18 protein-coding genes are annotated in these 22,510 nt (G+C 64.3%); 8 read left to right on the forward strand and 10 right to left on the reverse strand.

Annotation, left to right across the window (positions count from 1 at the left end):
- Positions 1–11: 11 nt before the first annotated feature.
- A complete protein-coding gene (locus NKI31_RS16985; protein ID WP_023715211.1) occupies positions 12–566 on the reverse strand; it encodes an HdeD family acid-resistance protein in 555 nt (184 codons plus the stop codon).
- 201 nt (positions 567–767) lie between these two features.
- Between NKI31_RS16985 and NKI31_RS16990 the strand changes: the two genes are divergently transcribed.
- From NKI31_RS16990 to NKI31_RS17000, 3 genes are all read left to right on the forward strand, one after another.
- Positions 768–1,574, forward strand: a complete 807-nt coding sequence (locus NKI31_RS16990) for a MipA/OmpV family protein (protein ID WP_023682975.1) — start codon at positions 768–770, stop codon at positions 1,572–1,574.
- A 232-nt stretch (positions 1,575–1,806) separates the two neighbouring features.
- Complete coding sequence (gene ileS, locus NKI31_RS16995) at positions 1,807–4,788, forward strand: isoleucine--tRNA ligase (RefSeq protein ID WP_023682974.1); 2,982 nt, start codon at positions 1,807–1,809, stop codon at positions 4,786–4,788.
- Positions 4,789–4,988: 200 nt separating this feature from the next.
- Entirely contained in the window at positions 4,989–5,672 is a 684-nt protein-coding gene (locus tag NKI31_RS17000) for a hypothetical protein (RefSeq protein ID WP_023682973.1), read from the forward strand.
- A 28-nt stretch (positions 5,673–5,700) separates the two neighbouring features.
- Here the strand turns inward: NKI31_RS17000 and NKI31_RS17005 are convergent, their stop codons facing one another.
- On the reverse strand, positions 5,701–6,153 hold the full coding sequence (locus NKI31_RS17005) for a nucleoside deaminase (protein WP_023682972.1): 453 nt from the start codon (positions 6,151–6,153) through the stop codon (positions 5,701–5,703).
- Positions 6,154–6,333: 180 nt separating this feature from the next.
- On the opposite strand from NKI31_RS17005, the gene NKI31_RS17010 reads away from it, so the two are divergent.
- The 5 genes from NKI31_RS17010 (at position 6,334) to NKI31_RS17030 (ending at position 13,032) form a co-directional block, all read left to right on the forward strand.
- A complete protein-coding gene (locus tag NKI31_RS17010; protein ID WP_023682971.1) occupies positions 6,334–8,556 on the forward strand; it encodes a pseudouridine synthase in 2,223 nt (740 codons plus the stop codon).
- Between the two features lie 47 nt (positions 8,557–8,603).
- Positions 8,604–9,158, forward strand: coding sequence for a 16S rRNA (guanine(966)-N(2))-methyltransferase RsmD (rsmD, locus tag NKI31_RS17015; RefSeq protein WP_023671544.1), 555 nt, complete (start codon positions 8,604–8,606; stop codon positions 9,156–9,158).
- 96 nt (positions 9,159–9,254) lie between these two features.
- Positions 9,255–10,610: a M16 family metallopeptidase gene (locus NKI31_RS17020; protein WP_031209167.1), complete on the forward strand. Its 1,356-nt coding sequence runs from the start codon at positions 9,255–9,257 to the stop codon at positions 10,608–10,610.
- Positions 10,611–10,798: 188 nt separating this feature from the next.
- Positions 10,799–12,175, forward strand: a complete 1,377-nt coding sequence (locus NKI31_RS17025) for a M16 family metallopeptidase (protein WP_352652139.1) — start codon at positions 10,799–10,801, stop codon at positions 12,173–12,175.
- Positions 12,172–13,032: a patatin-like phospholipase family protein gene (locus NKI31_RS17030; RefSeq protein WP_023694766.1), complete on the forward strand. Its 861-nt coding sequence runs from the start codon at positions 12,172–12,174 to the stop codon at positions 13,030–13,032. The genes NKI31_RS17025 and NKI31_RS17030 overlap by 4 nt, the downstream gene beginning before the upstream one ends.
- A 167-nt stretch (positions 13,033–13,199) precedes the next feature.
- Here NKI31_RS17030 and NKI31_RS17035 read toward each other — a convergent pair whose 3' ends face one another.
- From NKI31_RS17035 to NKI31_RS17070, 8 genes are all read right to left on the reverse strand, one after another.
- Positions 13,200–13,736 (reverse strand): dihydrofolate reductase family protein, encoded by a 537-nt coding sequence (locus NKI31_RS17035; RefSeq protein ID WP_352652140.1) that lies wholly within the window; start codon positions 13,734–13,736, stop codon positions 13,200–13,202.
- Positions 13,737–13,844: 108 nt separating this feature from the next.
- Complete coding sequence (locus NKI31_RS17040; protein ID WP_352652141.1) at positions 13,845–14,513, reverse strand: 4'-phosphopantetheinyl transferase family protein; 669 nt, start codon at positions 14,511–14,513, stop codon at positions 13,845–13,847.
- A complete protein-coding gene (locus NKI31_RS17045; RefSeq protein ID WP_023697683.1) occupies positions 14,510–14,968 on the reverse strand; it encodes a GNAT family N-acetyltransferase in 459 nt (152 codons plus the stop codon). Before NKI31_RS17045 ends, NKI31_RS17040 begins: the two co-directional genes overlap by 4 nt.
- On the reverse strand, positions 14,968–19,056 hold the full coding sequence (locus NKI31_RS17050) for a Pls/PosA family non-ribosomal peptide synthetase (RefSeq protein ID WP_352652142.1): 4,089 nt from the start codon (positions 19,054–19,056) through the stop codon (positions 14,968–14,970). Before NKI31_RS17050 ends, NKI31_RS17045 begins: the two co-directional genes overlap by 1 nt.
- A 305-nt stretch (positions 19,057–19,361) precedes the next feature.
- Positions 19,362–20,546, reverse strand: a complete 1,185-nt coding sequence (locus NKI31_RS17055) for an arabinose transporter (RefSeq protein WP_352652171.1) — start codon at positions 20,544–20,546, stop codon at positions 19,362–19,364.
- Positions 20,547–20,576: 30 nt separating this feature from the next.
- Positions 20,577–21,011 (reverse strand): lipocalin-like domain-containing protein, encoded by a 435-nt coding sequence (locus NKI31_RS17060; RefSeq protein ID WP_023753752.1) that lies wholly within the window; start codon positions 21,009–21,011, stop codon positions 20,577–20,579.
- Positions 21,012–21,065: 54 nt separating this feature from the next.
- A complete protein-coding gene (locus tag NKI31_RS17065) occupies positions 21,066–22,082 on the reverse strand; it encodes a zinc-dependent alcohol dehydrogenase family protein (protein ID WP_352652143.1) in 1,017 nt (338 codons plus the stop codon).
- A 22-nt stretch (positions 22,083–22,104) separates the two neighbouring features.
- Positions 22,105–22,500 (reverse strand): (R)-mandelonitrile lyase, encoded by a 396-nt coding sequence (locus tag NKI31_RS17070; RefSeq protein WP_023753750.1) that lies wholly within the window; start codon positions 22,498–22,500, stop codon positions 22,105–22,107.
- Positions 22,501–22,510 lie beyond the last annotated feature (10 nt).

A 22,510-nucleotide genomic window follows, 5' to 3' on the forward strand; every position in this document is an offset into this window, starting at 1 on the left:
TCTTCAAGCCCCTACTTCTTCAACGCCAGTCCGAGAGCGATGAAGCTCCAGCCCTGGAAGATCAGGTCGATGGCCAGGAACAGGCCGAGCACCCACAGGCTGTTGACCGGCCAGCCCATGGCGATGGTCAGCCCCGCCAGCACGCTGATCAGGCCCGCCGCGACGACCCAGCCCCAGCCCTTTTCCGGTCGGTGGCTATAGCCGACCCAGGCCCTGAGCGCGCCTGAAGCGACCAGCGCCACCGCCAGCAGCAAGGTCAGCACCGTCGAGGCCAGAAGCGGATTGTCGAAGGCAAAGAAACCGGCAACGGCATAAAGTAGGCCGCTGAGCAGCCAATAGAAGAAGCGGCTCCAGCTTTTCACGCCGAAGGCATGCACGATCTCGATGATGCCGGCCATCAGCATCAGCCATCCCACGACATAGACCGAGGCGACGGTGGCGATGAACAGATTGCCGAAGGCAATGCCGCCGAAGATGAGCAGCAGCACGCCGAGCGCGACGAACCATCCCCATTTGTCTCGTGTCCGGCCGATCGCGTCTTTCAGGGTGTCACCGTGCAGGGTCATAGCCGCATCTCCTCAAAGTCACTTGCATCAAAGATCGCCTGGCTTGTCGCCGTCGCTGAGGTTAATCCCGGCGTCGGCACCCGTCCAGCGATGCCGGGCAGCTCCCAAGCCGCGATCTCTGTCTCGGATTTAAATCAAATTTTACCAAACGGCCGTCAAAGCTGGGGCAGGGCGCGGCTGTGTTGTGTTAGTGGAGTGACCATGAGTCCGGTCAGGAAAATGTCTGCGGTTGTGGCGGCGATCATGCTGGGTGCGCCCACTGTGGCAAATGCGGGCGAGGGTACTTCCGGCTGGCTCTCGGGCGACTGGTACCTGACGCTTGGCGCCACCGGTATGGTCGCGCCGAAATTCGAGGGCTCCAACAGCTATCTGCTCAGCGCATCGCCGATCATCTCGCTGGGCAAGGCCGGCCCGGCCGCGCGCTTTACCTCGCGCAACGACAACATCTCGCTGGCGCTGGTCGACGATGGCGGCGTCCGCGCCGGCCTGACCGGAAAGTTCCTGTTTTCACGCGACAGCAAGGATGAACTCAAGGGCCTCGGCCCGGTGCGCTGGGGCGGTGAGGTCGGCGGCTTCTTCGAATTCTACCCGACGGATTGGTTGCGCGCCCGCGCCGAATTGCGCCACGGCATTCGTGCCCATAATGGCTTTGTCGCCGACATCGCCGCCGATGCCTTCTACGATATCACGCCGACGGTCAGGATTTCGGGAGGCCCGCGCGTGTCCTTTGCCTCATCGAGCTATTTCCACTCCTATTATGGCGTCAACGCCAAGGAGGCTGTGGCCTCGGGCCTGAGCGAATACCATCCTGGCGGCGGCCTGAAATCGACCGGACTCGGCGGCGCCATCACCTGGAAGGTCACCGACCCGATGACCGCCAGCCTGTTCGGCGAATATGCGCGCCTGATAGGCCCGGCCGCCGATTCCAGCCTGGTCAAGGAGCGCGGCGACCGTAACCAGTTCACGGTCGGCGTCTCGACCACCTATCGCTTCGACTTCGCGATGTAAGTGAATCGAACAAGAGACGCTTTATTCCTACGGCTTTCTCCGCTAAAAGCCCGGGAATGACGAGCTTTTCACGCGTTCGCGCGCTGACGATACGAATTACAGGCCCGGTGTTCCGGGCGGCCTGAGCGCCGCCGGAGCCGCCGGGAGTTTTGCGCGCCCCCTCGCGCTTTTCCAATCATGATAGTTCACGCCCGAGCTTTTACGCCCGCCGGGCAATGCATATGGCAGACCAATGACCGACACTGTTGAAACGATCGACTATTCCAAGACGCTTTATCTGCCGCAGACGGATTTCCCGATGCGCGCCGGCTTGCCTGAAAAAGAGCCGCTGCTGGTCAAGCGCTGGCAGGATATGGACCTTTACGCCAAGCTGCGCGAGGCGGCCGCCGGCCGCGAAAAATACGTGCTGCATGACGGCCCGCCCTACGCCAATGGCAACATCCATATCGGCCACGCGCTGAACAAGATCCTCAAGGACGTCATCACCCGTTCGTTCCAGATGCGCGGCTATGACTCCAATTACGTGCCCGGCTGGGACTGCCACGGCCTGCCGATCGAATGGAAGATCGAGGAACAGTACCGCGCCAAGGGCAAGAACAAGGACGAGGTGCCGGTCAACGAGTTCCGCAAGGAATGCCGCGACTTCGCCGCGAACTGGATCACGGTGCAGGGCGGCGAGTTCCAGCGGCTCGGCGTCGTCGGCGATTTCAAGAACCCCTATACGACGATGGCTTTCCACTCGGAGTCGCGCATCGCCGGGGAGTTGTTGAAGTTCGCCATGTCCGGCCAGCTCTATCGCGGCTCCAAGCCGGTGATGTGGAGCGTGGTCGAGCGCACCGCACTGGCCGAGGCCGAGATCGAATACCAGGACTATGAGTCCGACACGATCTGGGTGAAGTTTCCAGTTGTGTCAGGATTTTGGAGCGTTGAGCACTTTGCATCAGACGCTGCACCGTCCATGCGCGTTCCGGAAAGCGTTGCACTTTTGGACAACGCCCACGTCGTCATCTGGACGACAACCCCGTGGACGATCCCCGGCAACCGTGCCGTCAACTATTCGTCACGGATCGGCTACGGCCTTTATAAAGTTACAGCAGCCGAAAATTCGTTCGGTCCACAGCCCGGTGAAAAGCTGATCTTTGCAGATGCGCTTGCCGAAGACTCCTCGGCCAAGGCCAAGGTCACCTTGAATCGGCTTCGCAGCGTTTCGGTCGAAGAGCTTGGAAGCCTTACACTTTCACATCCCTTCAAAGGTCTCGGCGGCGGCTACGAATTCGCCGTGCCGATGCTGGCCGGCGATCATGTCACCGACGACGCCGGCACCGGCTTCGTCCACACCGCGCCCGGCCATGGCCGCGAGGACTTTGATGCCTGGATGGATGCAGCATCGGATTTGCGCGCACGTGGCATCGACCCTGCCATCCCCTTCACTGTAGACGACGCCGGCTTCTTCACCAGAGACGCGCCAGGCTTCGGCCCGGACCGTGAAGGTGGCGCCGCGCGCGTCATCGACGACAACGGCAAGAAGGGCAATGCCAATCAGGCGGTCATCGACGAACTGATCAAGCGCAACGCGCTGTTCGCGCGCGGCCGGCTGAAGCATTCCTACCCGCATTCCTGGCGGTCGAAGAAGCCGATCATCTTCCGCAACACGCCGCAATGGTTCGTCTATATGGACAAGGACCTCGGCGACGGCACGACGTTGCGCAGCCGTGCGCTGAAGGCGATCGACGACACACGCTTCGTGCCGGCGGCCGGCCAGAACCGTATCCGCGCCATGATCGAGGAACGCCCGGATTGGGTCTTGTCGCGCCAGCGCGCCTGGGGCGTGCCGATCGCCGTCTTTGCCGATGAGGATGGCAACGTGCTGAAGGACGAAGCCGTCAACCAGCGCATCATGGATGCTTTCGAACAGGAAGGCGCCGACGCCTGGTTCGCTGCCGGCGCCAAGGAGCGTTTCCTCGGCAATCATGATGCCTCCAAATGGAAGCAGGTGATGGACATCCTCGACGTCTGGTTCGATTCGGGCTCGACGCATGTCTTCACGCTAGAAGACCGTCCGGACCTGAAATGGCCGGCCGACGTCTATCTCGAAGGCTCCGACCAGCATCGCGGCTGGTTCCACTCCTCGCTGCTCGAAAGCTGCGGCACCAGGGGCAGGGCGCCCTACGACACCGTCGTCACCCATGGCTTCACCATGGATGAAGAGGGGCGAAAGATGTCGAAATCGCTCGGCAACACCGTCGTGCCGCAGGACGTCATCAAGCAGTCCGGCGCCGACATTCTGCGTTTGTGGGTGGTGACGACGGACTATTGGGAAGACCAGCGTCTCGGCAAGAACGTGCTGCAGACCAACATCGATGCCTATCGCAAGCTCAGGAACACCATCCGCTGGATGCTGGGCACGCTCGCCCATGACGATGGCGAGGAAGTGCCGCTCGAAAAGATGCCGGAGCTGGAGCGGCTGATGCTGCATCGGCTGGCCGAGCTCGATGAGGTCGTGCGCTCGGGCTACGACGCGTTCGAGTTCAAACGCATCACCCGCACTTTGCTGGACTTTATGGTGGTCGAGCTGTCGGCCTTCTATTTCGACATCAGGAAGGACGCGCTCTATTGCGAGGGGCCCGGCAGCGTGAAGCGCAAGGCCTCGGTGCAAGTGGTGCGCCACCTCTTCGACTGCCTGGTGAAATGGCTGGCGCCGATGCTGCCCTTCACCACGGAAGAAGCCTGGCTCGACCGTCATCCGGATGCTGTCTCGCTGCATCTCGACCAGTTCCCCGAGATTCCGGCCGAGTGGAAGAACGAGGCACTGGCGGAAAAATGGCGCAAGGTGCGGCAGGTCCGCCGAGTCGTCACCGGCGCGCTCGAGATCGCACGCGCTCAGAAGGTCATCGGTGCCTCGCTGGAAGCCGTGCCGGTCGTGACCCTCGACGATGCCGCGCTTGAAGCCGCGATCGCCGATGTCGACATGGCCGAAATGGCGATCACCAGCGGTCTCGTCATCGCCCACGGTAAGGCGCCGGAAGGCGCCTTTGCGCTCGACGATGTCAAAGGTGTCGCGGTGGTGGTCGAAAAGGCCGAGGACCGCGGCTTGGTCAAATGCGCGCGTTCGTGGCGCTATACCGCCGATGTCGGGCAGGACGTGGAATTCCCCGACGTGTCTGCCCGCGATGCCGGCGTGCTGCATGAACTCAAGGCTCTGGGACGTTTGTGAGTGCTCAAAGCCGGTGCACAAATGCCACGGCGGGCGGGTGAAAAGCGCCCGCGCGTTGCCCTTAACGAGTGGTTGAGATAAACACGCGAAACTCCGGAAGACAAATTGTCGCCGGAATTCCGTCGCAAGAGCGTGGACGATGGGGACCGGGCCTTCGGCCGGTGACGATCGAGAGGCTGTCTAGAGTGGGACTTTTTGGCATGATCGACAGAACTTCCGTGCGCGTTGCGCTGCTGGCGCCGCTTGTCGCGTCCGGCCTCGCTCTGTCCGGCTGCATGGGTTCGCCGACCTACGGCACCGACAAGACGGCTGGCGAGCAGCTTGCGGGCGACCTTTCCGGCGCCTTCGCGATCACGCCCAAGCACAAGGAACAGATCGACTACAGGCCGCGTCCGGAGCTGGTAAAGCCGGCGCCGGGGCAGAAGGAAGTGCTGCCGCCGCCTCAGGAAAGCATCGAGACGGCGAGCACCGATTGGCCCGAATCGCCCGAGCAGCGCCGCGCCCGCCTGCGTGCCGACGCCACTGCCCACCAGGACGACCCGTCCTATCAGTCGGGGATCGTCGACGACGTGCAGACCGATCCGGCTTCCGTGAAGAAGGCGCTGGCGGATTCGGGCTCAAGCCACCCCCCGGCCTGGTCGCCGAAGGATTCAGACAAGGGCCGCGCCGCCGAGATCCAGCGCCGCACCGCAGAGCAAAAGCAGGGCGATCCCAACACTCGCAGATACCTGAGCGAGCCGCCTCTGGCCTATCGGGCTGCCTCCGACACGGCGCCGCAGGGCGAACTCGGCGAGGATGAATACAAGAAGGAACGCCGCCTCAAGAAGGAAGCGGCCGCCAAGGGCAAGAGCGGCGGGCTCTTCGACTGGCTGCCCTCCTGGTAGGAACCGTCGCCTTCGGTAGCTGAAGGCTCTACGTTTCGCGTCTTTCCCGAAAGAATTCCCTGAGCAGCAGCGCCGCGTCGGCCTCGGCCATGCCCGGATAGATGTCGGGCTTATGGTGGCAAGTCGGCGAGGCGAAGAAGCGCACGCCGTTGACCACCGCGCCGCCCTTCTCGTCGGCCGCGCCGAAATAGAGCCGGCGCAGCCTGGCGAAGGAAATGGCGCCTGCGCACATGGCGCAGGGTTCCAGCGTCACATAGAGGTCGTGGCCGGTCAGCCGCTCGCTAGAGAGCGTTTGGCAGGCCGCGCGGATGGCCAGCATTTCGGCATGCGCCGTCGGATCGGCAAGTTCGCGAGTGCGGTTACCGGCGGATGCCACCACCGTGTCGCCGCTGGCGATGACGGCGCCAACCGGAACTTCTCCGCGCAAGGCGGCGGCTTGCGCCTCTTTCAGCGCCAGCGCCATGAAATCCGGCCGCTTCAAGCGGTTTCCATTCCGATTATCTCCTCGCCACTTGGCGGTGATCCTGTTATGGAGCGCGTCAACCCGAATATCGGAACAGATTTTCGGAAATGATCATGCGCCAAATCAAAGTGCTATAGCGTCCTTTGCGCGTCCGAAAGGATGCGCCACGCTGTAGCAGCGCAACAAGGCAAAGGCCACATGGACGACAACGACAAGAAATCTCCGCGCCACAAAGGCCCGGGCAAAAGCGGCCCTGGAGCCGCGGGGCCGCGCCGCGATGGCGCCGCCGGCAAAAGCGGCAAACCCTCCTTCGGGGCCAAGAAACCCTATTCACCGCGAGGCGCCCGGCCCGCAGCGGCTGAGGGCGAGCGGCCCAAGCGCGATTTCAAAAGTGGCGACCGGCCATTCAGCAAAGGTCCGCGTTCCGAAGGCAAGCCTTTCGAAAAGCGCGAGGGACCGCGCAAGCCATATGCACCACGCGGTGACCGACCGATGGCAGCCGAAGGCGAGCGCAAGCCGTATGAAAAGCGCGAAGGGCCGCGCAAACCCTATGCGCCGCGTGGGGATCGCCCTATGGCGGCCGAGGGTGAACGCAAGCCGTATGAAAAGCGCGAGGGGCCGCGCAAGCCTTATGCACCGCGCGGCGATCGGCCGGTTGCGGCCGATGGCGAGCGGCCAAAGCGCGATTTCAAGGGCGGCGATCGGCCATTCAGCAAGGGGCCGCGTCCCGAAGGCAAGCCTTTCGAAAAGCGCGAAGGGCCACGCAAGCCTTACGCACCACGCGGCGACCGGCCGGTGGCTGCCGAAGGCGAAAAGCGTTTCGACCGACCAAAGCGCGATTTGGGCGATCGCGCGCAGCGAGACGCCGGAGATCGTCCCAAGCGTGACTTCAGCGATCGTCCCAAGCGTGACTTCAGCGATCGCCCCAAGCGCGATTTCGGTGGTGACCGGCCGCAAGCATCTGGCGGCGCCTTCAAGCCGCGCCCGCGTCCGGCAGATGCGGAAGAAGCCGGCGAGCGTATCGCCAAGCGGTTGGCCCGCGCCGGCCTGGCGTCGCGCCGCGACGCCGAAGACCTGATCGCGGCGGGCCGTGTCAAGGTCAACAACCGGGCTTTGACCTCGCCGGCCTTCAACGTCATGCCGGGCGACATCATCCATCTCGACGGCATGGAGATCCCGCCGATCGAGCGCACCCGCCTGTTCCTGTTTCACAAGCCGGCCGGCGTCGTTACCACCAACCGCGACCCCGAGGGCCGCAAGACCGTGTTCGACGTGCTGCCGGCCGAATTGCCACGGCTGATGACCATCGGCCGCCTCGACATCAACACCGAAGGCCTGCTGCTGCTCACCAATGATGGCGGTCTGTCGCGCGTGCTCGAACTGCCTGCCACTGGCTGGCTGCGCCGTTACCGCGTGCGCGTTCATGGCAAGGTCGAGGAAAGCATGCTCGCAGGCCTGCGTGAAGGCATTGCCGTCGACGGCGTCTTCTACGGCGCCATCGAGGCGACGCTCGATCGTGAACAAGGCACCAACGCCTGGCTGACGATCGGCCTGCGCGAAGGCAAGAACCGCGAAGTGAAGAACATCCTTGGATCGCTCGGCCTCGACGTGACGCGGCTGATCCGTATCTCCTACGGACCGTTCCAGCTCGACGATCTCGCCGAAGGCCATGTGCTGGAGATCAAGGGCCGCGTCTTGCGCGACCAGCTCGGCGAGCGACTGGTCGAGGAATCCGGCGCCAATTTCGACGCCGAGATCATCAAGCCGTTTTCCAACCAGCCGGTGCGGCGAGAGCGTGACGCGGAGCCGGAACGGCCGAAAGTCACCCGCGAGGGTGACCATCGGCCGATCGGCGAGGGCGGTCTTATCAAGAACCGCAAGCGCCGCGAAGGCAGCCGCGACGAAGCGCTCGGCAAGCTGTCGACCAGTCCCGAAAGGGGCGCGAGGCCGGAAAAGAGCTTTGGCGAACGCGGCCCGAGACCCGAGCGCAGCGAGTTTTCGGACAAGCCGCGCAGCGAGTTTCGCGAAAAGCCGCGCGGCGATTTTGGCGACAAGCCCCGTGGAGGCTTCGGCGACAAGCCGCGCGGCGCCTTTGGTGACAAACCGCGCGGCGGCAAGAAGCCCGAGCGCGAGCAGCGGCCGATCGATCCGCCGGGCCAGCGCAAGGCTAATGTCTGGATGGCGCCGGGCGCGCGTCCGATCGGCAAGGGCAGGGCGGAAGCCGATGCCGCCAAGGCGGCTGAGGCCAAGGCGCGCAAGGCGTCGTTCAAGCCGTCCTATGGCAAGCCGTCCTATGGCAAGCCGGCCTATGGCAAGCCGGGCGGAGCCAAGCCGTTCGGCAAGCCGGGTGGCGAGCGTCCGGATGGCGGTCGGGGCGGCGAGCGGCCACGCAACGGTCCCAAGGGCCCGAGGACCAGATGATGCCGGGACTTAAATGAGATCCGGCCTTAAATGAGACCCGGGCATAAATGAGAATCGTCGGCGGCCAATTTCGCGGGCGTCCGCTGGCGACGCCGCGCGACCATGCCATCCGCCCGACGACCGACCGCGCCCGCGAGGCCGTCTTCAACGTGCTGGCGCACCGCTTTGCCGACAAGCTCGACGGCGCGCGTGTGCTCGACCTTTTCGCCGGCACCGGCGCTCTCGGCCTCGAAGCGCTGTCGCGCGGCGCTTCCTATGGCGTCTTTATCGAAGAATCGGCCGAAGGACGCGGCCTGATCCGCACCAATGTCGAAGCTTTTGGCCTTACCGGCCGCACCAAGATCTTCCGCCGCGACGCGACCGCCCTGGGTGAGGCCGGTACGCTTGCGGCATTCGGCCTGGTCTTCGCCGATCCGCCCTATGGCAAGGGCCTTGGCGAGCGCGCCCTGCGCTCGGCCAGGGATGGCGGCTGGTTGCTGCCCGGCGCGCTCTGCGTGGTCGAGGAAGCCGCCTCGGCGCCCTTCGAGATTGGGCCGGAATTCTCGGTGGTTGATGAACGAAACTACGGCGAGACGGTGGTCCGGTTCATCGAGCTTGCGTAAGGGTGGAGCGACCGGCGCCTTCAAAATGACGCACAATTCACTTTGCCTCCGCGGCTAACCTTGCCTATCGTCGCGCGATAACAACCGGAGCCATCAATGACATTTCATACTGAATGGCTGCGGAGAGCCTTGCTCGCCACCGCGCTGACCATGGCCGGCCCGGCCCTGGCCGCGGATGATGGCAAGGTGGCCAACTTCCTGCTCGACAATGGCATGGAGGTGGTGGTCATTCCCGATCATCGCGCCCCCATCGTAACCCATATGGTGTGGTACAAGATCGGCAGCGCCGACGAGCCGCCAGGCAAGTCCGGCATAGCGCACTTCTTCGAACACCTGATGTTCAAGGCCACGACCAACCACGCCGCGGGCGAGTTCGACCGCGCCATATCGGCCATCGGCGGCTCCAACAACGCCTTCACCTCCTATGACTACACTGCCTTCCACGAGACGGTGGCGCCCTCGGCACTTGGTGAGATGATGAGCTTCGAGGCCGATCGCATGCGCAACCTCATCTTGACCGACGAGGTCATCAAGACCGAGCGCGACGTGATCCTGGAAGAGCGCCGCGCGCGCATCGACAGCAATCCGCAGGCGGTGCTCGACGAAGAGGTCGACGCGACGCTCTGGCAGAACCAGCCCTACCGCATTCCGGTGATCGGCTGGATGCAGGAGATGGAGCAGTTGAACCGCACCGATGCGGTTGCCTTCTATGACAAATACTACCGCCCCAACAATGCGGTGCTGATCGTGGCCGGCGATGTCGAGCCGGAGGTCGTGAAGGCGCTGGCCGAAAAAACCTATGGCAAGGTCGCGCGCGGCCCGGATCTGCCCCCGCGCATCCGCCCGGTCGAGCCGGAGCAGAACACCAAGCGGACGGTGACGCTCACCGATGGGCGCGTTTCGGTGCCGAGCTTTTCGACGCAATGGGTGGTTCCGTCCTACCACACGGCAAAACCCGGCGAGGCCGAGGCGCTCGACCTGCTGGGAGAGATCCTTGGCGGCGGCAGCCGCAGCCGGCTCTACCAGCAGCTCGTGGTCAAGCAAGGCATCGCATCGGCGACCGGCGCCTTCTTCCAGGGTACGATGCTCGACGCCACCAATTTCACCGTCTATGGCGCGCCGCGCGGCGACGCCAAGCTGAGCGACGTCGAGGCGGCCGTCGACGCCGAGATCGCCCGCATCGTCAAGGACGGCGTCACCGCCGATGAGCTGGAGAAGGCCAAGGCCCGCTATATCAGGGCCATGATCTTCGCCCGCGACAAGCAGGACGAGATGGCCAATCTCTACGGCGCCGAGCTCGCCACCGGCGGCAACGTCAGGGATATCGAGGAATGGCCGGACCGCATTCGCAAGGTCACCGCCGATGAGATCAAGGCGGTCGCCGCACGCTATCTGCTGCTCGATCGTACGACGACCGGCTATCTCTTGCCGCAGCAACAGGCGGGGAATTGATGATGACGAGATTGAGCGTTAGCGCTGCCCCTCACCTGCCTGCCGGCATCCTCTCCCCGTATAGTGACGGGGAGAGGGGCGCTGTCATCGCCGATTTCGCCAACCATCAGCGTCGTAAGAAGAGCGCCAGCGTCGCGGCGAGACCCCTTCTCCCCGTCACTATACGGGGAGAAGTGCCCGGCAGCGCGATGAGGGGCGGAGCTGACCTTGGCGATCAATGGCCTTATGCGATTGCTCATAGGCGCATCGCGGTTCTCCACGCCCTCGCCACACTGTTCCTCGGCATCTTCTTCCTCATCCTGCCGGCGCTTGCCGCGCACGCGATGGACATCCAACCGGTGACCTCGTCAAAGGGCGTCAATGCCTGGCTGGTCGAGGACCACTCCATTCCGATCGTCGCCATCCGCTTCGTCTTCGATGGCGGCTCGACGCAGGATCCGGCGGGGCGGGAAGGGTTGGTCAATCTGATGACCGGCCTGTTCGACGAGGGCGCCGGCGACCTCGACAGCGAGGCCTTCCAGATCAAGCTTGACGATGCCGGCGCAGAGATGGGCTTCGAAGCGGCGCGCGACGGCACCTATGGCGCGATGCGGATGCTGGCCGAGCAGAAGGATGCGGCCTTCGACCTGCTCAGGCTGGCGGTCACCAGCCCGCGCTTCGACCAGGCGCCGATCGACCGCATCCGCGCCCAGATCCTGTCCGGCATCATCGCCAATGAGCGTGACCCCAACACCGTCGCGCAAACCAAATGGCTGCGCGCCATCTATGGCGACCATCCGTATTCCAGGCCCGACCAGGGCACCAAGGACAGCATTGCCACTATCACGGCGGCGGATCTGGCGGCCTTCCACAAGGCCAATTTCGCCCTCAGCGGCCTGCATGTCGCGGTGGTCGGCGACATCGACGCCGCGACGCTGAAGCGGAAGCTCGATGAGGTCTTCGGCGATCTGCCGGAAAAGCAGGTGCTGCAACCGGTTGCCGATACCGAGCTGAAGCTCGGCCAGCAGCTCGAGGTCGACTACGACCTGCCGCAGACCTCGCTGCAGTTTGCCTATCCCGGTGTGAAGCGCGATGCGCCGGATTTCTTCCCCGCGGTGCTGATGAACCAGATTCTCGGCGGCGGCACCTTCACCTCGCGCCTCTATGACGAGGTGCGGGAAAAGCGCGGCCTGGCCTATTCCGTCGATTCCAACCTGGTCGACCACCAGCATTCCAATGCGCTGATCATCACCACGGCGACGCGTTCCGACCGCGCCGCCGAGACGCTCGCCATCGTCAAGGAGGTGGTCAAGAAGATGGCGCAGGAGGGGCCGACCGAGGCCGAGCTGGACGCGACCAAGAAATACATGGTCGGCTCCTATGCTATCAGCAATCTGGATTCTTCCAGCGCCATTGCCGCGACCCTGGTGGAATTGCAGCTCGACAATCTCGGCATCGACTACGTGCAGCGCCGCGCGGCGCTCATCAACGGCGTGACGCTCGATCAGGTCAAGGCAGCGGCGAAGAAGCTGCTGACGCAGGCGCCCGCGATCATGAGCATCGGGCCGAAGCTGGAGGCCAAATGACAGGTCCGACTTTCGGTATCGCCTTTGGCGGCGGCGGCGCGCGCGGCCTCGCCCATATCCACATCGTCGAGGCGCTGGACGAGCTCGGCATCAAGCCCGTGGCCATCGCCGGCTCCTCGATCGGCGCCATCATGGGCGCCGGCATGGCCTCGGGCATGAGCGGAAAGGACATCGAGGACTACGCCCGCTCGATCCTCGGCCGCCGCGCCGAGGTGGCGGCGCGCATGTGGCGCTCGCGTCCCGGCACCATCGCCGAGGCGATGCAGGGCGGCATCCGCGTCAGCCAGTTCAACATAGAGCGCATCTTGAAGGCGTTCCTGCCGGAAGCCATCCCGGAAACCTTCGCCGAGCTGATGATCCCGCTCAAGGTGACGGCGACGGACTATTTCGGTCACAAGCTGGCCGTCTTCGACGAGGGCGACCTGCATTCGGCGCTCGCCGCCTCGGCTGCCATTCCCGCCGTGTTCCGCCCGGTGACGCGCGACGACCGCGTGCTGATCGACGGCGGCATCTACAATCCGGTGCCGTTCGACCTCATCGAAGACGCCGCCGACATCATCATCGCGATCGACGTCGTCGGTGCGCCGAGCGAGGCCGAGCGCAAGCACCCGACCACCGTCGATCTGATGTACGGCGCCACGCAATTGATGATGCAGTCGATCATCGCCCACAAGCTGAACCAGCGCCCCCCCGACATACTGATCCGCCCGCCAGTGTCAAAATACCGCGTGCTCGATTTCATGAAGATCGACACGCTGCTGGCCGAGACGCAGGAGGTCAAGGACGAACTGAAGCGCGAGGTGGAAAGAGTGGTCGAGGCGCATGCCAAGGGCAAGCGGGGGAAGAAAGCAGGGTGAGCTGCCGATCTCCCCCCTCGAGGGGGAGATGGCCGGCAGGCCAGAGGGGGTCGTCTCGCGTGAAGCTCGACCTCCTACGGTCGATAGGAGGTTGCGTCAGGACGGACCGACCGCCTCTGTCGCCTTCGGCGACATCTCCCCTCAAGGGGAGATTACCCACCAGCGTCTCACACCCTCCCAGCCGCATATTCCAGCGCCACCACGCCATTGCTGAACTGTACGGTCGAGATCGGCTGCAACGCCACCGGCATATCGGGCGGGAACAGCTTCTTGCCCTCCCCGACGGAGCCAGGGTAGCTCAGCAGCCTGACGCGATCGACCAGACCATGGCGCAGCAATTCCCGCGCGACGCTCAGGCTGCCATGCACATAGATGTTGCCGCCGCTGCCTTGCTTCAGCGCCCGAACCGCTTCCGGCAACACACCCTTCAGCAACTCGGCCGGTTTCCAGTCGAGTGCCTTCGGGCTTGTCGACGCGACATATTTCGGCAGCGCATTGAACCGGTCGGCGAAGTCTCCGGTTTCCTTGGGCCAAGAGCCGGCAAAAATCTCGTAGGTCGTGCGCCCCAGAAGCATGGCCCCGCTGTCGGCAAGCTCGTCCTCCTTGAACCTTTGCATCTCATCGTTCCAGGTCACGCTGGGCAGCTTCTCGACCTCGGCGATGCCATCGATGCTGATGAACTCGGTGATAATAAGGTTTCTCATGGCGCTCTCCTTCTTCTGTCAAAGGACAAACCGTGTGAGCCTTTTGCGACCGCTCTGCGAAAAAAAAGCGCTTTGTTGAGCAGTTGTCGGGCGCTGGTCCATTCGCGCTTAAAGGGGGGCGCTTCGGACACCATCGACAAACGCCAGAACGACCACACACGGAGCAACGCAGTAAACCAGTCTCGCTCTGCGGCCCGTCTTCGTCACAGCGTCGCCCGCGTCGAGATCGACGGTGATGTCCTCATAGCCCAGCACTTCGCGATCAAGCGGGTAGGCGGCCTTGTAGACAGCTTCCTTGGCGGCAAAAAGGATGCGACCGGCAAGACACAAGTCGGTTGCGTCGATCCGGTCAGCGGGGACTGCAACCAGCGCGAAGATGTCGTCGGGCAGGGGCAAAGCGGGCTCGATATCGATGCCGAGCGAGGCGACGTGGGAGAGCGGCGCGACGGCCGCCACGGCTATCTCGTCGTCGTGAGCCAGCGACCCCGTTACTCCATGAGGCCATACCGGTGCGCCGGAGGAGCCGCGGAGGATAGCGACGCCGTTCAAGCCCATATCCGCCAGCAGCTCGTGCGCGATCCACCGCGCCGCGCCACTCGCCCGCCGCATCAGCGGCAGGCGTGACGGGATGGAGCGTGCTTCCTGCGGCAGCAAATGGTTCTCATCGCCTTCGCGGATCGTGCGGCATCCGATCCGAACGCCGGCCGGTGCCATGGCGGCCATCGCCGCCAGCAACTGCGCCGACAGGCTGGCACCGGCATCGAGCCGGCGCGTCATGGCTGTTCGCCCCGCAGAGCGAGGTCGGCGATCATTTCCCCGTCCTCGTCGGGCCCTTCTTCGACGAAACCGGCAGCGCGATAGAGGCGGCGTGCCGCTTCATTCCCAGGTTCGTAGCAGATCGAAACGTGGCTGATGTGGCCGAGCCGCATGATTTCATCCAGCACTTCGCGCAAAGCGGCCTTGCCGTAGCCTTGGCCCTGATGGACGCGATCGATCATGAAGCGGTAGATCCGCGCCTCGTCGTCGTCCTGCGGCGCCTCGTACATCAGGAAACCGACGACGCGATCCCCTGCCATGACGACGCGCGGCCGAGCGTCCCCGTCGCTTTCGGCTTCGTCCAGCGACTCCGCATTGCTGGCGACGAAATCCATCTGATCCGCAGCCAGTTCCAGAGCCGCGACCAGAGCCCGGTTGGCCCCGGTCACCGAAACGAGGCGGATGTCTGCGCTCATCAAGCCGTTGCCTTGACGCTATCCTCCGGCACCGGCGTGACGAAGCGATGCAGCTTGGCCGGGTTGCCCCGCCAGATCGAGTTGGGCTCCAGCTCTTCGCCCTTCATCACGAAGGAGTCCGCATCGACCATCGAGCCTTTGCCCATCACCACGCCGTAGTGGACAAAGGCGGAAGGCCCGAGCGTGCAGCCATCGCAGATGCGGATGAAATCGGACTTGAACGCGCCTTCTTCCAGCGAATGGGCCTGGATCACGCAGCCCTCGTTGAGCGTGACGTCGTCGCCGATCTCGACCAGCGAACGCTCGGTCAAATTGCTGCCGCCGTCATAGACCCGGCTGCCGACCTTGACGCCGAGCAGGCGCAGGATCATCGGCCGGAACGGCGTGCCGGCGAACAGGCGCACGATGGGCGAATCCGCCAGCTTCCAGTGGCGCTCGTGGCGCCAGAAGGCGACGTCGTAGATGGTCGTCATCTGCGGCTTCAAGCCGCGGAAACCAAGACTTGCCCGCTCGACCAGAATGTAGAACGGAATGGTGATCGCCGAGGTCAAGATGACGGCGGCGAACAGCGCCACCTCCGCCCATTCCGTATAGTAGTTCAGCGCCCGGTCCCAGATCGCCAGCGTGACGAACAGCATGACCCATTGCGTTGCCAGGAACAGAAGAATGGTCACCAGGTTGTGGCGGTTCTTGAACGGGATGCGCCGGCGCCGGTCTGCCTCGTCGACGCCCGCGATAAGCTCCTTGTCGCGGTTCACCATGCGCGGGATTTCAAAGGCGGGCGAACCGAGAAGGCCGACATTCTCGCGCAACGGCCCGTCGATGGGGATCATCACCTTGGTGCCGAGCAGGACGTTGTCGCCCGTGCGCCCGTCCGGCGGATAATAGATGTTGTTGCCGAGATAGTTGCGCTCGCCGATGCGCGTCGGCTCGAGCCTGAAGGCCGAGGCGGACTTGTGCATGTTGATCATGAACAGCCCGTCCGACACCATGGTCTCGGTGCCGATCTCGCACAGAAGCGGGTTTTCGTGCTGCTGGTTGGAGCCGAAATTGGAACCGGTCTGCACCACTCTGTTGAGGTTCCAGCCGATGGCGCGCATGTAGTGCACGATCGCCGAGCTGTCGCCGGCCAGGAGCCCGAGCACGCGGGAATTGCTGGCGAATTCGGCGACGGTCTGCAGCCAGTAGCGGAAACCGTAAAGCGTGTAGGTGCGGCCCGGCTTCAAGATCAGGCTCGTCAGGCGCGGCACCAGCGTCGCTGCCAGGAAAGCCGCCGCGATATAGCCGAAAAGCGTGACCGTGGTGCCGATTGCGACAAGGCCGATCGTCTCCTGATAGTCGTCGCCGACATATTCCCAGTAGCTGTGGAACAGGAGCGGCAGCGGGGTGACGAGGCCAAACAGGCCGACCAGCTGCAGCGCTTCATAGAGGAAGCGCCGGACCTGGTAAGGATTGACATTGCGCACCTTGCAATAGTCCGCCGTGGTCGGCACCGCCGGCGATCCATGCCAGTGCTCGCCGTCGGGAATGCTTTGCCCGCGATGCAGCGAGGACGAATGGCCGAGCTGGGCGCCGTTGCCGATCCTGGTGTCGATGTCGAGCGTGGAGCCGACGCCGACGAAGGCATCGCGGCCGATGGTCAGCGGCCCGGTGTGGATATAACCGGACTGGGCCCTGAAGCCGAGGATCATCGATTCCTTGCGCAGGATGGTGTTGGCGCCGATGGAAATAAGATCCGTGCAGACGGGCACGGACTTCGATTCGATGACGGCGTTTTTCCCGAGTTTGGTGCCGAGCAGCTGCAGATAGAGGCTGTAGAGCGGGCTGCCGCGGAACAGCACGACGGGTGCGGTGCGGATCAACGTCTTGACCACCCAGAAGCGGAAGTAGCGCACGCCCCAGATCGGAAACGCCTCGGCCTTCCAGCGGCCGATGAGCACCCATTTCGCCAGGACTGCAAAGCCCGACATGCCGAAGAACACGGCGGCCGAGAGCGCCACGCACCGGATATAGAGCTGCAGCGGATCGTCGAGCGCGTCATACATCCAGTTGAGGCCGTCATTGATCGCCCAGAGCGCCACGTAGCTGTAGAGGCCGTAGAACGAAAGCTGCGCCGCGCCGCAGGTCCAGTAGGCGAAATTCGAGGCCCGGCGGGTGAGGACCGGCTCGTTGGTTGCCGTCGTCATCTCCTCCGCTACCCCCAGATGCAGCGCCAGGCGCGCCACTGTGGGATAGAGATAGATGTCGCGCATCGACGTCGTCGCCCATTCCTTCCTGGTGCGCACGCGCGCGCAGAAATGCGCCATCAGCAAGGAGTTGGCGCCGAGATCGTCGAAGAAGTGATCCTCGACCGACACCGCGTCGAATTTCAGCACCGTGGCCAGCGCTTCCGCCAGGAAACGCTCGTCCTCATTGGCGGGCGGCACCATCGTGCGATCGGCCGAAAGCCGGATGCTCGTCGGCTTCGGCAGCTGGCGCAGGTCTACCTTGTTGGAGACGGTCATCGGGATGGCAGGCAGTTCCTCCAGATAGGCGGGCACCATGTAGTCGGGCAGCCGCCGCTTCATCGTCTGGGCGAGATCCGCACGGGAAACCGCCGCTACGCCGGTTTTAAGCGCGTAATAGGCAACGAGTTCGACGCGGCCGGGCTCGATCTCCCAGGTGGTCACGGCGGCCTGGGCGATCTCGGGCTGGTCGAGCAGCACCGCCTCGATCTCGCCGAGTTCGATGCGATATCCGCGAATCTTCACCTGCGTGTCGATGCGCCCGGCATACTCGATCTCGCCGCTATCGTTGATCCGGCCAAGATCGCCGGTGCGGTAGATGCGCTGCGACGGGTTGTTCGGCAGGCCGACGAAATCGGCGATGAATTTCTGGTCGGTCAGGTCCGGCCGGTTCAGATAACCGACGGCGAGCCCGATGCCGGCAATGCCGATCTCGCCCAGTTCACCGGGCTCGGCAAGTTGCGGCAGCGAAGCGTCGAGAATGACGATGGAGTAAGTCGGCAACGGCGCGCCGATCGTGACGGGACTGTCCGGCGTCAGCGCCCCCATCGTCGCGGTGACGGTCGCCTCGGTCGGCCCGTAGGTATTGAGGATCTGCCGGCCCGGCTTCGACCAGCGCACCACCAGATTGTGCGGGCAGGCCTCGCCGCCCACCAGAAGCGTGCGCAGGCTGGGAACGTCCGATGTCATCGATGACAACAATGTCGGGCTGCAGGCCATGCAGGTGATGTCATGGAGGCGCAGGAAATCCGCCAGTTCCTCGCCCACCAGCGGCATCTGGCCAGGTGCCGGCACCACCGTCGCGCCGGCGACGAACGGCACCCAGATCTCTTCGGAGGAAAAGTCGAAGGCAATGGTCATGCCCTGATAGACCCGGTCGCCCGGCCGGTAGCCGTAGGAGGAAGCGGCGACGTGTATGAAATTGACGAAGCTCTGGTGCGTGATGACCACGCCCTTGGGCTTGCCAGTGGTGCCCGAGGTATAGAGGATGTAGCAAATGTCGTCGGCCGCCTGCGGCTTCAGCGGCGCGGGCGACTGCGCGGAAATCTCGGCGGCGGCGCTGTCGATCAGCACATGGGGAACGGGCAGTTGACCGGCGCGCGACGCATAGGCGGCGATGGTGACGATCATGCTGACGGCGGCGTCTTCGATGATCAGCGCCATCCGCTCCTGCGGAAACGCGGTGGCCAGCGGCACGAAGGCAGCCCCCGCCTTCATCACCGCCAGCAACGCGACATAGGTCTCCGCCGACCGGTCGAGAATGAGCCCGACCCGGTGGCCCGGCCGCACGCCGTGCTTGATCAGCATGCGGGCGAACTGGTTGGCACGGCTGTTCAGCTCCTGATAGGTCCACACGCGCTCTTCGGAGATCACCGCCGGCAGTGCGGCAAACGTTACGGCGAGCTGCTCGAAGACCGTATCGAGCCGCTCACCCGGCTGCAGGGCAAAGTCGGCGCCCGTCAGGACCTGGCCGTCCCTTGCCGGGCCGCGAGCGATCCTTGCCAGCGCATCGATGCTTGCCAGGCTGCCGATCGCCGTTGCCGCGTCGCCGTCCAGTTCGGCGATATCGTAGTCCATGTCCATACTTTCTCGTCCTCGCCGGGCATTGCCCGGCTGTTCATGCCGCCGCTGGAGGAGGCACTGCGCCGCCGCTGCGATTTTGTTGGTGGAGGGCTTCCAAAAAGGAAGAGCCCGGAATCTCGACCGGGGAGCTTATGCCACCCGATCTTTTCGCCGGTTTTTCCGAACTGTTGAATTTTGTTTCTGGAGTGTGTCTGGGCGGGAATTTGCCGGGCCTCGTCGACCCTTGCGGGGCAGGGGTTCAGCCTCAGTGGCGACCCGGAAAGAGACTATGAGCGAACCTCATGCGGACGGCGCCGGCGAGCTGTCTATAATGGAGCGCTACGGCGGCGACCCAGCAGCAGAGCTATGCCCAACGCGGGAAGCGTCGCCGCCGCGACGGCGAAGAAGACGAATTGCAGCCCGGTCGACGCAGCGACCAGGCCGAGCGCCGGACTGCCGAAGCCGAGCGCCACGTCGAGGAAGACGGTGTAGAGTCCCATGGCCAGGCCGCGGCTGCGCGACGGAAGACGGCCTACGGCCTCGGCGCCGAGGCCGGGATAGACCAGCGAGTAGCCGAGGCCAGTCAGACCCGCTCCGATTGCGGCGACAACAGGCCCGGTCGCAAGCCAGATCAGCATCAGCCCTGCCGCCTCGACCGCGACGAAGATCACGGCGACGCGTGCGCCTCCAAGCCTGTCGGGCAGGTGGCCGAAGCACAGCCTTGCCACAATCAGAGACGCAGCATAGGCCGTGAAAGGAAGCCATACCGGCTGCCAGCCCCGCTCGGCGAAGAGCAGGGCGCCGAAGCCCAGAATAGCACCATAGCCGAGGCTGCTGAAAGCAGCTCCGACGCCAGGAAGCCAGACCGCTTTCGCCACGCTCCTCCATGACTGCGGCACGCTGCCCGAGGCGGCGCTGGTGCCGCGCATCGGCAGGATGGCAAGCAGCGTCGCCAGCGGCAGGATGATCGTCGCGAGCGCGATCGCGGTGAAACCGCTCGCCGCATAAAGCGCAGATCCGACCGGCGCCCCCAGCGCGAGCGCCGCAAACATCGCCGTGCCCACCCAGGCTATGACTTTTCCGGAGTTCTGTCCGCCCGCAACGGAGAGGCCCCAGGCGACGCCGCCGGTGATGATGAAGCTCTCGGACGCGCCCAGCACCGCCCGTCCGGCGAACAGCGCCGATGCGGACGCTACCGGCCGGTCGAGCAATGCCAGCGAGCCGAGGTAAAATAGCCCGGCAAGGGTAGCGGCAATGAGGCCGACGACGACGGCGCGCTTGCCGCCGCGCCCATCGGCATAGTTGCCAGCCCCGATGCGCGACAGCATCGAGGCGACGAACTGGCTGCCCGTCACCAGTCCCACTGCGAAGGGGCCGAAGCCAAGCTGCTGGTGAAGATGCAGCGGCAGGACGGGTAGCGCCAGGCCGATCAGCAGGAAGCCGGCGAAGACAGCCGCCATGATCGGCGTCAGTTCCGCCATGACGCCATTTCGGTCTGATATCCGCGCCATTTTGGTCAATCGGTAATCCAACTGTTCGGATCAGTAGCGTTCGTAGGTCACGCGCCAGCCTTCGGCCGGGTTGTCAGGCGTGAGGACCAGTTTGTTGTCCGAGACCTCGAATTTGCGTTTCATGCTCTTGCCGACAAGGTTGCGGACCAGGGAGGACTCGATCGTGATGACGAAGGTCTTGTCCTTGTCGTTGATGGCGACCGGCCCGTAATAGGCTTCGTAGCCATTCGCCGTGTAAGGCGTGTCCGGCGCCTTGGGGTCGGGGTTCTGCGCCTGCACCGAGAGGGTGCCGGCCTCGGTGAAGATGACCTGGCCGGAATATGGCACGGGCTTGAGGTTTCCCTCGGCGCCGGCCTCGAGCGAAATCATGCGCCATGCGCCGATGATCGCGGACTCTTGCGAGAAAGCCGGCGTGGCGACCGAAAGCGCAAGCGCAAGGGCGGCAATCTTCAATCTCATCGTCATATGTTGTTCCTTTTCTGAGTTTTGGTGCGCACAGGCCGTCCGCCCGATTGCTGCTCACACCGAAAGCATGACCTTGATGGCGCGACGCTCGTCCATGGCGCGATAGCCTTCAGCGACCTCGGCCAACGGCAGCTTGAGGTCGAAGACCTTGCCGGGCTTGATCCGACCTTGCAGCACACGGTCCATCAGGTCGGGCAGGAAACGGCGCACCGGCGCCGGGCCGCCCAGCATGCGTTTCTGGCCGAAGAATAGTTTTTGGCCGTCGAAGTTCACGCCGTGCGGCACGCCGACATAGCCGATGGTGCCGCCGGGGCGGGAGCAGGCCAGCGCCTGGTCGAAGGATTCTCCCGTGCCGACGCATTCCAGCACGGAGTCCGCGCCGACGCCCTTGGTGAGTTCCTTGATGCGGGCCACGCCTTCCTCGCCGCGCTCAGCGACGATGTCGGTCGCGCCGAACTCGCGGGCGAGTTTTTGGCGGCTGGCGTGCCGGCTCATGGCGATGATGCGCTCGGCGCCCATCTCCTTGGCCGCAAGCACGCCCATCAGGCCTACCGCACCGTCGCCGACCACCACCACCGTCGATCCTTCGCGGACCTCGGCTGCGTCGGCCGCGTACCAGCCGGTGCCGAGCACATCGGACACAGCCAGCAGGTCAGGGATGAGGTCGACCGGCGGCACCTCGGCGGTGGCGACCAGTGTGCCATCGGCCAGGGGCACGCGGGCGTAAGGCGCCTGCGCGCCCGACATGAACTCGCGCTGCACGCAAGACGACTGGAAGCCGAAGCGGCAATGCGGGCAGGTATTGTCGGAGAGGCAGAACGACCCGACGACGAACTGGCCGGGGCGGACCGTGCGCACCTCTGCGCCGACCTCGACGACGATGCCGCAATATTCGTGGCCCATATGCATCGGCCCGGCGACCGGCTGCAGCCCGCGATAGGGCCACAGGTCCGAGCCGCAGATGCAGCTTGCCGACAGTTTGATGATGGCGTCCGTCGGCCGCATGATTTTCGGATCGGCGATTTCCTCGCAGCGTATGTCGCCCGGTTTGTGAAGAACGGTTGCAAGCATTTTGGTTCCTTTCGAGGAGAGATCAGGCGCCGTAGTCGGCGTCGCTGACATGTTCCAGCCAGTCCACGACCTTGCCGTCCTTGACCTCCTGGAGGGCAATGTGGGTCATGGCGGTCCGAGGCGACGCGCCGTGCCAGTGCTTTTCGCCGGGCGCGAACCAGACGACGTCGCCCGGACGGATTTCCTCGACCGGGCCACCCTGGCGCTGAACTCGGCCGAGGCCGGAGACGACGATCAGCGTCTGGCCGAGCGGATGCGTGTGCCAGGCGGTGCGGGCGCCGGGCTCGAAGGTCACCTGTGCGCCTTGAACCCGCTCGGCGTCGAAGGGATTGAAGAGCGGATCGATCCGCACCGTTCCGGTGAACCAGTCAGGTGGTCCCTTGCCGGAAGGCCTGGTGCCGGCGCGAAGAATGTCCATGGTGATCTCC

The organism is Mesorhizobium sp. M0659, assembly GCF_040320605.1.
Taxonomy (GTDB): Bacteria; Pseudomonadota; Alphaproteobacteria; order Rhizobiales; family Rhizobiaceae; genus Mesorhizobium.